Origin of the sequence: Pokkaliibacter plantistimulans, assembly GCF_003194385.1 — a bacterium.
Classification (GTDB): Bacteria; Pseudomonadota; Gammaproteobacteria; order Pseudomonadales; family Balneatricaceae; genus Pokkaliibacter; species Pokkaliibacter plantistimulans.
Map to the genome: position 1 here is coordinate 18589 of NZ_LAPT01000048.1, position 13587 is coordinate 32175.

Annotated in this window: 10 protein-coding genes; 4 read left to right on the forward strand and 6 right to left on the reverse strand. The window is 57.4% G+C overall.

What is annotated here, in order from left to right:
* Positions 1-138 precede the first annotated feature (138 nt).
* The 5 genes from WH50_RS11560 to WH50_RS11580 all read right to left on the reverse strand — a co-directional run bounded on the left by WH50_RS11560 (position 139) and on the right by WH50_RS11580 (position 5917).
* Entirely contained in the window at positions 139-1761 is a 1623-nt protein-coding gene (locus WH50_RS11560; RefSeq protein ID WP_110187439.1) for an ABC transporter substrate-binding protein, read from the reverse strand.
* 259 nt (positions 1762-2020) lie between these two features.
* Positions 2021-3352: an NAD(P)/FAD-dependent oxidoreductase gene (locus tag WH50_RS11565; RefSeq protein ID WP_279305925.1), complete on the reverse strand. Its 1332-nt coding sequence runs from the start codon at positions 3350-3352 to the stop codon at positions 2021-2023.
* A 33-nt stretch (positions 3353-3385) separates the two neighbouring features.
* Complete coding sequence (locus WH50_RS11570) at positions 3386-4060, reverse strand: haloacid dehalogenase type II (RefSeq protein WP_110187441.1); 675 nt, start codon at positions 4058-4060, stop codon at positions 3386-3388.
* A gap of 616 nt (positions 4061-4676) precedes the next feature.
* Complete coding sequence (locus WH50_RS11575) at positions 4677-5282, reverse strand: hypothetical protein (RefSeq protein WP_110187442.1); 606 nt, start codon at positions 5280-5282, stop codon at positions 4677-4679.
* Positions 5279-5917 (reverse strand): C40 family peptidase, encoded by a 639-nt coding sequence (locus tag WH50_RS11580; RefSeq protein ID WP_110187443.1) that lies wholly within the window; start codon positions 5915-5917, stop codon positions 5279-5281. The genes WH50_RS11575 and WH50_RS11580 overlap by 4 nt, the downstream gene beginning before the upstream one ends.
* A 357-nt stretch (positions 5918-6274) precedes the next feature.
* On the opposite strand from WH50_RS11580, the gene WH50_RS11585 reads away from it, so the two are divergent.
* The 4 genes from WH50_RS11585 (at position 6275) to WH50_RS11600 (ending at position 11866) form a co-directional block, all read left to right on the forward strand.
* Positions 6275-6703: a hypothetical protein gene (locus tag WH50_RS11585; RefSeq protein ID WP_133251309.1), complete on the forward strand. Its 429-nt coding sequence runs from the start codon at positions 6275-6277 to the stop codon at positions 6701-6703.
* A gap of 1014 nt (positions 6704-7717) precedes the next feature.
* Entirely contained in the window at positions 7718-9871 is a 2154-nt protein-coding gene (locus tag WH50_RS11590) for a ferritin-like domain-containing protein (RefSeq protein ID WP_110187445.1), read from the forward strand.
* Between the two features lie 121 nt (positions 9872-9992).
* Positions 9993-10952, forward strand: a complete 960-nt coding sequence (gene bufB / locus WH50_RS11595) for an MNIO family bufferin maturase (protein ID WP_110187446.1) — start codon at positions 9993-9995, stop codon at positions 10950-10952.
* A complete protein-coding gene (locus WH50_RS11600) occupies positions 10949-11866 on the forward strand; it encodes an HvfC/BufC N-terminal domain-containing protein (protein WP_110187447.1) in 918 nt (305 codons plus the stop codon). Before bufB ends, WH50_RS11600 begins: the two co-directional genes overlap by 4 nt.
* Before the next feature lie 5 nt (positions 11867-11871).
* Here the strand turns inward: WH50_RS11600 and WH50_RS11605 are convergent, their stop codons facing one another.
* Positions 11872-13389, reverse strand: a complete 1518-nt coding sequence (locus WH50_RS11605) for an aldehyde dehydrogenase family protein (protein WP_243410085.1) — start codon at positions 13387-13389, stop codon at positions 11872-11874.
* Positions 13390-13587 lie beyond the last annotated feature (198 nt).

Sequence of the window (13587 nt, forward strand, 5' to 3'; positions counted from 1 at the left end):
TGTTATTAAAGGTGCGGCTCGCTGCGTTCACTGCGCTTACCGCACACCAGGCCGAGTCTTGTGCTCTCCTGTTTGCTGGCATCCTGCCTTTGTCTGTTCCGGGATGCCGGTGCGCAGGGCACCGGCCTCTGGGTGTTATCAGGCGTCCATCCACACCTGCTCGGCGAACATGTAGCCCATGAAGCCGCCCAGCGGGTTGGTGCCGTAGCCTTTCAGGCGTGCGTCCACCCCGTCGATGTTGCTGATAAATACCGGAATACCGATACCGCAGTGGTCATGCACCAGTGTCTGCATTTCGGCATACATCTGGCCGCGTTTGCCATCGTCGGTCTCGGCACGGGCCTGGATCAGCAGCTGATCAAAGCGCTCGTTTTTCCAGCCTGACTCGTTCCAGGGTGCAGTGGACTGGAAGAACTGCGAGAAGATGATGTCGGCATTGGGGCGCGGGTTGATGTTGCCGAAGCTCAGTGGGTGCTTCATCCAGTGATTGGACCAGTAACCGTCGGACGGCATGCGTTTGACGTCGAGGTTCAGGCCCGCCTTTTTGGCAGACTGTTGCAACAATACGGCCATGTCGACCGAGCTGGTGGCCGCTTCCGAAGCAATTACCGGTATTTTGGCACCGGCCAGCCCGGCTTTGTTGAGCAGGAACTTGGCCTTGTCGGGGTCATAGGTGGTCTGTGGCAGCTCGGCATTGAAGAAGCGTGAGCCGGGAGCGATGGGGGTGTCGTTACCGACCACCGCAAAGCCACGGAACACGGCGCTCTTGATCTGCTCGCGATCCAGCAGCAGCTTCATCGCCTGCGTGAATTCATTGCTCTGGCCGGGCATCTGGTCACGACGGATGATCAGGTCGGTGTAGTTGCCGGACGGTGCATCCACATAACGGTGCGTGGTGCTGGCTTCGATGCGTTTGGTGGAGCGCGGATCCACGTTGTTGATCACATGCACTTCACCGGCCAGCAGGGCGTTGACCCGTGAAGGCTCATCGGGGATGGCGATAAATTCGATCTGGTCCAGATAGGGCAGACCGGGTTTCCAGTAGTTCTCGTTGCGCACCGCCACCGAGCGGACGCCGGGTTTGAATTCCTGCACCTTGAAGGGGCCGGTGCCGTTGCCCTTGTTGAAGTCGGTGGTGCCCTCGGCCACGATCAGCATGTGCGATACCGCCAGAATGGAGGGCAGTTCGGCGTTGGGGCCGCTCAGGGTGATGGTCACTTCGAGGGGGCCGGTGGCTTTGATGTCCTGCATCTGCTCCGCCAGCTTCATGACTTTGGAGCCGACCGCGGCATCTTTATGGCGATTGAGAGAGAACACCACGTCGGCCGAAGTCAGGGGCTTGCCATCATGGAAGGTGACGCCTTTGCGTAGGGTCACGACCCAGGTGGTGGCATCGTTGGATGCCATGCTTTCGGCCAGCTCCATCTGCGGGGTCAGATGAGCATCAAAACGGGTCAGACCGTTGTAGAACATGTAATGACGGGTGTAGTCAGTGGACAGTGCGCCCTTGGCCGGGTCGAGGGTATCGGCGGTGGAGCTGGACACCCCGGCCACACGAATGCTGCCACCACGTTTGCCCACTGGCGCGGTGCTTTCACCGGCGGCCAGCACGCTGGAAGAACCAAACAGACTGCCTGCACCGGCGGCCATCACCCCCGCCGCACCGAGCATGCGCAACGCATCGCGGCGTGATACGCCACGGTGCATGGCCTCGAATACCCTTACACTCTCTTCTCCGGAAATCAGCTTCTTATCAGTCATTACTGCGCTTCCTGTCGTTTAAGGGAAAGGGGATCGCGGGATGCGTCACAGGCACCGGCAGACCCCTTTCCGGGTTTAGTTGGCCATGCTCTGGCAAGCTGTCCACGATCGCTGATGAGTGCTGTTCGCCTGCTCAGGCTGCCGCGCTCGCTATCGTGATCAGGTTTCAGATACGGCAATCAGTTGGGTTTCGGGCATGCAGCTCGCTACGAGGTTGTCAGGCTCCCGTGCAGTCAGTCGTTGTAATCAATCCTGGTAATCAATGCAGATGGTCCTGCAGCCGGTAGTAGGCACCGACCAGCGGCAGGAACCAGGGTTTGCCGAAATGGCCGGGAATCGCCGGCCAGCTCAGCTCACGCCAGGGATTGGCAGCAGCGTTGCCGCCCATCACCTCGGCCATGACCAGACCCATGTGGGTCGACATCTGTACCCCGTGGCCGCTATAGCCCATGGAGTAGTAGATGCCTTCGTGCTCACCGGCGCGCGGCAGGCGGTCGGCGGTCATATCGACCAGCCCGCCCCAGCAATAGGCCGGTCGCACTCCGGCCAGTTGCGGGAACATCTCTGTCATGGTCTTTTTCAGCACCTCGCCACTGAGGGCGTCGGAACGGGGATTGGACATGGCAAAGCGGGCGCGTCCACCAAACAGCAGACGGTTGTCGTCAGTGATGCGGAAGTAGTTGCCGATGATGCGGCTGGTGACGTAGGAACGCTGCATCGGCAGCAGTGCCAGCAGTCGTTCAGCAGCCATCGGCTCGGTAACGATGATAAAACTGCCGACGGGCGCCATGCGGCGGCGATACCAGTTCAGCGGACCGACCTGACTGGCGCCGGTGGCCATCAGCAGTTGTCTTGCCCTGATCTGCCCGCGGGCGGTGTCCACCCGGTAGCCATCGGCCTGTTTCTGCCAGCCGGTGACGGCGGCGTTTTCATAGATCACGGCGCCGTGACGCACCGCCGCTTCAGCCAGACCAACGCCAAACTTGCCGACGTGCATCTGGATACCGTGGCGTTGCAGCAGCCCGGCGTGGAACTGGTCAGACTGCACTTCGCGGCGCACTTCCTCCCGTGACAGCATGGCCACATCTGCATCTACTTCCCGGCGGATCAGCTCACAGGTCTTTTCCATTCCCGCCACATGCTGGGGTTTGGCCGCCAGCTTGAGCTTGCCGTTACGGCTGAAATCACAGGCAATCTGTTCCTGCTCGATGATCTGCTGGACGGAAGTTACCGCATCGGCATAGGCCTGATAGAAGGCCCGTGCCTGATCCACCCCACGGCTGGCGGCCATGGCACCAAAATCCTGGGCGATACCGGTGTTGCACTGACCGCCATTACGGCCAGAGGCTTCACCGATCACCTGAGCGGCTTCCAGCACCACGACACTGGCACCTTTCATGGCCAGCGCGCGAGCCGCCGACAGGCCGGTAAGGCCGCCGCCGACTACCACTACATCCACCTGACCCTCAACCGCGCCGCGCTGTGCGGAGGTAAAGGCTGGCGCGCTGTCGAGCCAGTAGGATTCGCTGCCCATGGTGTATTCCTTGATGCCTGAGGGTGAATGACTGCGGGAGGCGCGGTGCTTAATCACGGCGGGTGAGTCCGCCGTGAATATGCCGTGCTGTTATTCCAGACCGACCAGACCGGCCAGACCACCGATATCGGGGATCTGATGGTATTCGTAGATGCTGTTGGCGGGCTGCTCATGGCCACGGGCCACGAAGGCTTTGTTTTTGATGCCCATGTCGTGGGCAGAGAACAGGTCATAACGGAAGCTGGAGGAAACGTGCAGGACGTCTTCTGGGCCACAGCCGAGGTTATCCAGCATGTACTCGAACGCCGCCAGACGGGGCTTGTAAGCCTGTGCCTGCTGCGCAGTGAAGACCTTGTAGAAAGGTGCTCCCAGCTTGTCGACGTTGGACATGATCTGGTCATCACAGGCGTTGGAGAAAATCACCAGCGGGATTTCCTTAGCGACCTTGGCCAGACCGGCAGGCACGTCAGCGTGGGGGCCCCAGGTAGGCACCGCGTCGTAGTAGAGCTGGCCTTCTTCGTCCTTGTAGGTGATACCCCAGCGTTTGCAGGTGCGCTCCAGCGCGGTTTTCACCACTTCTTCGTAGGGCTTCCAGGCGCCCAGCACTTCGTCGAGACGGAAGCTGCCGAAGTCCTTGACGAACAGCGGCATCTGCTCGGCGCTGATGCGATCAGCAAACAGTTCACGGGTCATGGCCGCCATCTGGAAGTTGGTCAGGGTGCCGTAGCAGTCAAACGTGATGTATTTGGGGCGAATAACGCTCATGGTGCAATCCAGTCCTGTGAGTAGTCGGGCGAATGGATCTGAGTCCGGGTAATCGTTCCAGCACACCCTGCGGTGTGCTGCGCAGCGGCTGTTGGTACCGTCGACTGAGGACGGAACAAACAAGGAGTGCGCTGCAGGGCAGGTACCGTGCTGGCTTGATGAATTCATTACAGCACAGGGAATTCAGCAGAAGACGTTTAAACAAGGGGTGTGAAAACACAAAAGCACTTTTTTAGCAGGGTTCACAGCAGAGTCTGCGGCGTGCTTCAGTGCCGCGCATCTGGACGTTTTTTGCACTGTTTTGAACATCGTCTGCTCTGCAGGCCGCATAAAACGGGGATATGCGAGCGGTCGAAGGATAAACCGACCGCAGCCGGGGGGTCAGCAGAGCGGGTCAGGCAGCAGGGAATGCTGTGATCTGGCCGGAATGGCAGCAGAAAATGCTTGGGCCGGTGCAGGGGGTCATAGCGTGCCGAGACCGTCAGCACCGACGCAGTGCTGCCAGCGGACAGGGGGCGTTGTGCGGGGGCACCGCCAGTCTCTGTGGGAGCGGCTGAATTTCTTGTAGGGTGGCGGTGAGGTACGAACCGCACCGGGTGCGTACCTCAGAGGCTTGTCAGTACAGGCCGGGGTAGTAGTCCATGCGCCAGAGGAAATAAGTGGCATCAAAAGGTATATCTGATCTGATCTGTATGGCCGTGAAGGTTGTTATGTCTTCAGGGTAAGCAAGGGGTTGCTGATCCGGTGCTTTGCCGGATAACAGACCGCACATAATGCTGAATGCGCCATTGCTCCAGCGTTGTACACCGATCATGGTGACAGGAATGGTTTGGCCGTTGTCAGCAACCAGGCGAATATCCGGTTCAATGAGCGTGCCGTCACTGAGGCGTCTGATGCCGTTCCCGTTGTAGCGTTCATCGGGCAGCAGATCGCCAATGGTAAAGCCGCTGGTGTGCTGGATATGCCATGTTGCGCTGTCGGTAAAGTGCTCAGGGTTCAGGCCAATATGAATATCCTGAGTGCCTTTGCGATTGATCAGCAGTGGTTTGGCAAAGGTGACGGTTTGCCATTGTTGATCAACATGCAACGGCCCCTGAATGCCCTGATCCTCTGCTTGGGTTTGGTTATGCCCCGGCAACGTATCAGGGTAATCCGCCTTGCAGCCTTCGATACCTGCGAGTAATGCCCAAGCGGTGAACATGAGCGTGATCAGCTGTTTCATTTCACTCCCTCCAGCCTGCCAACAAAGGCCAGGGTTGACACACTGAGCACACTGCCAGGGCCAAGGGTGGCAGCAGGCCGTTCACTCAGGGGAATGCCTGCTACCTGAAACGCGCGGAATACCAGCTCGCTGCACATAAAACTGGCATCTTCACCAAGCGGATTACTGTTCGCCTGATTCACATCAATCAGCGTGACCAGTGCGCCGGGAGTGGTATAGCGAAGCCCGGCAGTGCGGGCACCCGGTTGCAAGCCGACCCGTGCGGCGCTGGCATTATCGTAGGGTTTATTGATTTGCGAGCCAGCCCAATTGGCCACAAGGGAGAGCTGAGAGTCAGAGGCTGAGCGATGTCTGAAAACTCCGGCGAAGCTGTAGTGACCCTCTTGCAACTTGCGTGACAGCAGATCTCGTTTGACGCCGACAGGGTCTGGCATGGCATCAATAGCAAGGCCATTACCGAGATAGAGAATAAGGTGACTGAAAGGGGAGTTAGTGGTGGCTCTGATCATTCGTGAGCCTGCAGAATTTGCACGGACGGCAATAATGTCACCGCGGCGCAGGGCATCCTTAGTAATCCATTGCGTTGTACTGTTGACCTGATCCGCTGAGCTGGTGGTATTGGGGTAAAAAGCCATATTGCTTCCCTATCAATGAGTCAATCTAAGTCCTTGGGTGGCGACTCTTTCGACTACATGGCAGATGCAGCTGGGCAGGTGAAACAGCGATAACCTGATGCGCTCTCGTCCATACTGAGAAATCGACAGGTCGGGGTTATATCAATATTGGTGGTCTATATCAAGATGAAGTGGCGGCTAGTAAATATCTTAGTAAAGAGAGTAAATGTTGGTTTTCAATATTTGTATGTATATGTGTTATCTAGTGACAAATAATGTATATTGCCGATTGCGAGGTGTTGATGAAGTTACTAGTTTGGAAAGTTAAATGGCTATCGAAGTTGGCTGTTCTAAGGTCTTTCTGAGAAATTTGAATGTGTGAATGTATTGTTAATCTTTTACTCCGATGATGGAGGAATAAAATCGTGCTACATTGCTGTGTTGACTTTTACTACATATGTAGCGGTATATAGAAGTGAAAATATAAATGATAAAACAGCTGATGGAATGAGTGATTTTAATCGTGGATTCATATCTTTTGACATTATATGTATGAAATATCCAGAAACAAAAGTGACTACGGTAGACAGTATTGTTCCAATGATCGGCTCTTTTGATGCGCCTGCAAAAAATCCAAGAGCAACACCATACCCCCCGAACATTGCGCAGAATCCTATCGCTCTTTTGATCCGCGAATTTCCCAAAACGTACAAAGCTGTTATCACGCCTAAAGTGACGGATAAAAGAATGGAAAAAAAGAATGGTGCAGCTAGAAAAGCTAAAGTACTAATGGCAATATTTAGGTAGTTGCTCATTTTTTATCCCCTAAAGATACTCTACCATTAATGATTAGATCATACTGTATTGAGTAGGCTGAAATTAAGTTTCGATACTCACGCATCCGTGAGCGGTAGACTTTATAAGTGGATCCTGTATCAGGTAGGCACTCTGTAATGCTATATGAGATTTTATCTTTTATGGTCTCATATTCTTCCCAGCTTAGTTCGCCTTTAATTGCATGTCGCCTAATGACTCCATCAAAATTCACGATGCTATCGCAATACCTCTTTAGTTGAACGTTGTATTCTTCGAGTTCCTCCCTCTGTAAACGAATTTCGTTTCGACAAGCTTCTAGTTCTGGTAAACGATGCGCACTCTTAATACAAGAAGATAATAGTATTGGCTTTGGTTCATCTAGTGAGGGATATGGTGGATATGCTGGAATCGCAAAGCAGGTGCTATGTAGGCATAAGCAGACTGTGGTTATGAAATAGGCCAAGTGATGTTTCATACTTAGTCTCCGATCTAATTGGGTGTTAGCTCCAAGAAGTGTGTTGCTAGACCTGAGTAAATGCTGAATCTTATTTAAGATCAAAGATCTAGTTGCCACATTTGTAAATTGTTAACATGCTGATTCTTCAATTATTTAAGTTTCTTTAAGGTTGAATTTAAGTTCTTGGCTGTGATTATGCTTGTCTTCTGTTTATAAATATATTGGTGCATTTTGTTACAATGTCTTATTGTGTAAGGCATAGGATTTTTTTGCAAATATTTTTTTGTATTTTTAGATATGTTGGCAAACCGGATGCAGTTATATTTTAAATTATTGTTAATAAAAGAATTTTTATAATTTTTTAAATTGTGCATTTTCAAAATAACGAACTATAGTTCCACTTGGCTGTTAACTGGCAGCCATGCTGGAGAAGACGGAACCGAATAAAAACAACCACTTTCCGCTCCCGTCGTGCTTGTACCGGCAATTTACGTCGTCCTACACCAATAATCTGACCAAACCTGATCTGGCTTGTAAGGGAGAAATCCATGGACTTTCGACGTCTGGCGGCTTTTCACGTAGAGCACAACGCAGCCATCTCCAACCGCAGCATCACCCATCTGGCCGCCGATATGAATGCGGTCCACTGTCTGGCGCAGGCGGCAGTGAATGTGGAGCTGTTCACCATTCCGCTGTATATGACCACCATGTATTCCATTCAGGGCATGCACAGCATTACCGAGAAAACGCCAGCGGGGCAGAAAGGGCTGTATTACGGTCGCCGCTGGCCGGGCATCAGCCCCACACCCAATCCGCAGACGGCCAACCAGCAGGCCTGCAACCTCTACTTCAGTGTGTTTATTCAGGAAATGCTGCACCTGCAGATGGCGGCCAATATCTGCAGTGCGCTGGGCAACAGCTATCAGTCGTCGTCTTCCGGCCCGGTGCTGACCGCGCTGCACCCCAACTTCAACTCACCGCTGCTGATGGACAAGAACAATGGCTGGACCTGCTATGGCCCGACCAATACCGCTATTCCGCATATTCTGGATGTGACCGATCTGGACGATCCGGTGTACAGCAACGTCAAGGTGGCGCTGAATGAGCTGAACGACAACGCCATCAATCTGGCGTTACTGATCGAAGAGCCGTCCGATGTGCTGTCCAGCCGCATCAAGGTCTCTGCCCGCGGTAAATACATCGCAACCAAACCCGGTGGCGTGCTGGGCGGTGTGCCCTTCGCCAGCTGGACCGCCACTTCGACGGAAGCCGAGCTGCCGTTGTTTGGCACCATCGCTACCATGTATGAGTGTCTGGCGGCTTACCTCAATATCACCTATGACATCAGCGGGGCGGATCAGGCGCTGCTGAAGGCGCTGGGCGAGCAGAATCTGGTCAAGGGGTCGACAGTCAGCCTGTTTGAAGTACTGTTCAATGCGTCGTCGCAGCAGCGTGATCTGTTCAATACCGAAGGACAGGGCCATCCGCTGGCCGAGTTCCCGCGCATGAAAACCGTGGTGGATGCCAAAACCGCGGATCAGGCCAAGCAGCAGATCTTCCAGCTGATGAACGCCATCACCGATCAGGGTGAAGGGGCCACCATGAAGGTGGACCCCACGCCGGTCCTGCCGAAAGGGCTGCTGGGCGCTCCGGTGCAGCAGAACTATCAGCCCAACTATCAGGCGCTGAAGGAAGACTATGTGCAGTATGACGAACAGGGCCAGCCGTTGCCGGTCTCGGCCAGCGCTCATGCGCGCTTCTTCGGTGGCGTGGTGGATCACTATGACCGCTTCCAGCAGGTGAAGGGGCTGCTGGGCTCCGGTGAGATCACCACCTGGGTGGACTGGCACAATGCGGGCAATATCTGGCAGGCCGATCTGCTGCAGACGCCCGACTATGCCGATAATCCCAACAGCGCCACGTTGCCCTCGGCCGCCGCGGTGGCGCAGGCACTGAACAACCTCAAGGCCGGAGGGCAAAGCAACTTTACCGAAATGAGCCGCGTCGCTGCCGGTGCCATTGCCGGGATCACCACGGTGCTCAATCAGTACTGGACGTCAGAGTCGGTCGATTTCCCCTTCCCCTCCATGTCGGGCTCCGGTGACCGGGTTTCCATCTGCTGGGCGATCTTTGGTCAGGCGCCTGATCTGAGTCTGGGGGAATACGAACGCATCCCCGGTGCGCAGCGCGATTATCTCTATCACGCCTGTCAGGGTATGGCGTTTCAGCCGGTGCCCGGCGAAGACGCCAATGCCTGTGCCTCCAAAGAGGTATTTCACACCTGCCGTGGTTCCAATGCCTGTAAAGGCGAGGGCGGCTGCGGCTTTGTGCAGAAAACCGGTGGTGGCGGCGCCGGTTGCCGCTCACTGGCAGCCACCCCTGCCAGCGGTCAGGCCGGTTGTGGTGCGCCCACCCTGTATTCACCTCCTGCTGATAACGCCTGCGGTGCGCTGGGCGGCTGTGCGGTGCCGATCTCGGCCTCGCAGCTGTATCCGGACAGCGGCCTGATGGCGATCTATAACCTGCAGCCCAACCAGCCGCCGGAGCGCATTGCCAACGAAGGGGTGACCTTCACGCGTGCCCAGCTGGTGCACGATGTGGCCTGGGAAGCCTACACCAAGGTGCTGCAAAGCCAGGGCAAGCAAGCCGGTGACAAGCCGCAACCTTCAGATCTGCGTCTGGCGTTCCCGCCGTCAACCTGATCTGCCGTAGGTGCCGCTTGCGGGCGTGTTCCGCAGGCGGCTACTGAAAAGTCAGCCTCCGTGGCGGTGGCCGTGCTCTGATGTGACAGCCTCCGCTGCGGTACAGACCCAGAGTTTCCTTATGTCGGCATTTCCTTCCTGTAGCTTGCCTGCCACACCACCGCCTTCACCGGGCTTTGGCGTGGGCCTGCGTTCCTGTCATTTCCCCTGGCTGGAGCGCCATCTGCTGCCGCAGCAAAGTGGTGTCGACTGGTTCGAGGCCATCACCGAGAACTATCTCGACCACTACGGCTACGCCCGGCGCATGCTGTTCCGTCTGCGTGAGCATTACCCCATCGTGCTGCATGGCGTATCGCTGTCTATCGGCGCCAGCGAGCCGCTGGATGCCGCCTATCTGCATAAGCTCCGGCAGCTGGCCAGTGAGCTGCAGCCGGCGTGGATTTCCGATCATCTGTGCTGGACCGGCATGCTCGGGATCAACAGCCATGATCTGCTGCCGCTGCCTCTGACCCGCGAAAGTCTCGACCATGTCTGTGCCCGGGTGCAGCAGGTGCAGGATTATCTGTCGCGGCCACTGGTGCTGGAGAACCCCAGCACCTATTTCTGTTTCCAGCAGAACGAATACCACGAGTGGGAGTTTCTGGCTGAGCTGGTGCGACGCAGTGGCTGCCAGCTGCTGGTGGACGTCAACAACATCTACGTCAGCAGCGTCAATCTGGGTTTCGACCCGCAGCAGTACCTGGCGGGACTGCCGTTGCAGGCCGTGGCGCAGTGCCATCTGGCGGGCCCGAGCGATATGGGTACGCATCTGATCGATACCCATGATCAGCCGGTGCCGACCGCTGTCTGGCGGCTCTACCAGCAGCTGATCAGCGCCTGTGAGCGGCCTGTGGCTACTCTGCTGGAGTGGGATGCGCGGATTCCGGACTTTCCTGAGCTGGTGGCGGAGCTCAATCTGGCCCGTGAGGTATTACAGGGACACATCCCGCAGCGTGAGATGGCCGTGGCGGCGTCATCGCTGTCGACCCCGGTGGCCGCCAGTGTGGGCCGTGAGCTGCACATCGCGGAGCCGCTGTCATGAGTCAGACCTTGCCTGCCACAGACCTGCCATGGCCGACCGCCAGTGTGCGTACTGAACAAACACATGAACGTTGCGATACCCCCACTCTGGCGGAGCAGCAACGCTGGTTGCTGGAGCGGGTATTGCTCGGGCCACAGGCCAACACCAGGCTGGTGGAGGAGCGTATTCAGGGATCGGCTGCGTTGTCGGCGGCACAGCGGCTGGCCATCTATCAGGAGGGCTATCGCCTGCGTCTGCTGGAGTGCCTGCAGGCGGAGTTTCCGGCCTTGCATGTCTGTCTGGGTGAGTCGCTGTTCCGCCTGTTCGCCATCGGTTATCTCGAACAGCAGCCGTCACGCCACTACAGCCTGTACCAGCTGGGCGAAGGCTTTGCTGACTTTCTCAGTCGTACCCGACCGGCGGGCAGCGGGCTGCCTGCTGATACGGCGGCACAACTGCTGCTGCCAGAGCAACTGGCCCGGCTGGAACGTGCGCAGGCCAGGGCGCTGCGTGCGATGGGCACTGAGCAGCGGGAAGCAGATACCGGGCGGCCTGATCACTGGCTGAGCTGGCCCGTGCTGGAACTGCCCGATACCAGTCAGCTGGTGGATGTGAATTTTGATCTGCTGGATTACCTGCAGCAGACAGACCGCTATCTGCTGGCACAGCAACAGGGGGAACAGCAGGACAAGCCGCCGTTGCCCGCTGTGACGTCGCAGTCATTACTGGTCTATCGCCATCAGTACCGGGTCAATGTCGTGCGGCTGGAGCCCTGGCAGGCGACGATGGTGCGTCAGCTGCAGCAGGGCCAGCCGTGCGACTGGAGCAGGTTCGCGGCGGCTCTTGGGTTAGCCGAAAGCGAACTGCTGAGCCGTCTGCATCTGTGGCTGGCGCGCGCCGCCGCGCAGAGCATGGTGGTGGTGTTGCCGTCGTAGCATCGTCATTGACCGGCAATATCGATCAGTACGCTTTTCACCCGCAGATTGGCCTCGAAGGCTTCCTTGCCGACGTCCTTGCCGATACCGGAGCGCTTGTAGCCCCCGGTCGGCACGATGTGGTCGAAGCTGCGGCCATAGCGGTTGATCCATACCGTACCGGCCTCCACCCGGCGCATACCGCGCAGCGCCCGGTTGATGTCTGCGGTATGGATACCGGCGGCCAGCCCGTAAGTGTCGTGGCTGGCCAGCTGCCACGCCTGTTCTTCATCGTCAAAGGTCTGCACGGTCAGCACCGGGCCGAAAATCTCTTCCTGCACGGCAGGATTACTGCTGTCCAGCTCGCTCAGCAGGGTTGGCTGATAGTAGGCGCCGGGCAAACCATCGAACAGCGCACCGCCGGTCAGGCATTCAGCGCCCTGATCAATACTGCGGCGGACAATGGCATCAATACGCTGCGCCTGCTGGGCCGAAATAATCGGTGGCAGCGTGGTACCGGATTCCCAGGTCGGGCCGGGGCGCAGGGCCTGAAAATGCTGCCTGACCTCGGCAACAAAGGCCTCGGCGGCGCTGCGCTGGATCAGCAGGCGTGAACCGGAGACGCAGACCTGTCCGGCATTGCCGGTGATGGCCGCGGCCACCTGCTGAGCGGTTTTCTTCAGGTCCGGCGCATCAGCAAAAACGATCTGCGGGCTCTTGCCGCCCAGCTCCAGCGTGGCCGGTTTCGGGCCTGACAGCGCACAGGCCGACATGATGCTGGCCCCGGTGGCGGTGGAGCCGGTGAAGGTCACCTTGCCGATACGCGGGTGACGGCAGAGGGCGTCGCCGGTGGTACGGCCATCGCCCTGAATCACGTTGAACATACCGGCAGGCAACCCCGCCTGCACCGCCAGCTCGGCCAGCCGCAGGCTGGAGAAAGGGGTCAGCTCCGAGGGCTTGAGCACCACCGCATTCCCGGCTGCCAGTGCCGGGCCAACCTTCCAGGCGCCCATGCTGAGGGGGAAGTTCCACGGTGCAATGGCACCGATGACCCCGTACGGTTCGCTGACCATCATGCCCAGTCGATCCTGCTGCGTTGCTGCCACCTGACCGCCATGTTTGTCGGCCAGTTCAGCGAAGAAACGGATGCAGTCAGCCACATAGGGAATATCCCAGGCCAGCACATCACGTATCGGGCGGCTGGAGCCGACGGCTTCCAGAGGTGCCAGATAAGCGCTGTCGGCCTCGATCAGATCGGCCCAGCGGAATAACACCCTGGCGCGGTCACGGGGTGGGCGCCTGGCCCAGTCACTGTGACGATAGGCCTGCCAGGCATTCTGCACTGCCTGATCGACCCGTTCGGCACTGGCCACGGGCAGCTCGGCATAGAGCTGAAGGTCGGACGGACGGCGCACGCCCAGCACCTCGGCCTGGCTGTCAGTCACGTACTGACCGCCGATAAAGTGGCTGCTGCGCACCATCACGCTGTGGGGATCAAAACGGTCCATGAAGGGAGTCTCATCGCAAATCAGAATGCCTTTCATGCTAAAGAAATCACCGCAGCATGTGCTGCCGAGCTATGGGGGCGATTTAGTCAGTCTGCTGACTGGCAGTGGATTCTGCAGTGGAATCTGCCGAATTACCGTCGGGCTCTTGCAGGCGCGGTGTGGCAGTGGAATAAAGGCTGCATTCGCTCAGCCGTCTATCAGGTCGTTGAAAACCTATCTGCGTTGCCGAATACC

Bases quoted from the DNA above. Each gene is read 5' to 3' on its own strand.
- WH50_RS11560 (WP_110187439.1), bottom strand. From the start codon at position 1,761: ATGACTGATAAGAAGCTGATTTCCGGAGAAGAGAGTGTAAGGGTATTC.
- WH50_RS11570 (WP_110187441.1), bottom strand. From the start codon at position 4,060: ATGAGCGTTATTCGCCCCAAATACATCACGTTTGACTGCTACGGCACC.
- WH50_RS11575 (WP_110187442.1), bottom strand. From the start codon at position 5,282: ATGAAACAGCTGATCACGCTCATGTTCACCGCTTGGGCATTACTCGCA.
- WH50_RS11580 (WP_110187443.1), bottom strand. From the start codon at position 5,917: ATGGCTTTTTACCCCAATACCACCAGCTCAGCGGATCAGGTCAACAGT.
- WH50_RS11590 (WP_110187445.1), top strand. From the start codon at position 7,718: ATGGACTTTCGACGTCTGGCGGCTTTTCACGTAGAGCACAACGCAGCC.
- bufB (WP_110187446.1), top strand. From the start codon at position 9,993: ATGTCGGCATTTCCTTCCTGTAGCTTGCCTGCCACACCACCGCCTTCA.
- WH50_RS11600 (WP_110187447.1), top strand. From the start codon at position 10,949: ATGAGTCAGACCTTGCCTGCCACAGACCTGCCATGGCCGACCGCCAGT.
- WH50_RS11605 (WP_243410085.1), bottom strand. From the start codon at position 13,389: ATGAAAGGCATTCTGATTTGCGATGAGACTCCCTTCATGGACCGTTTT.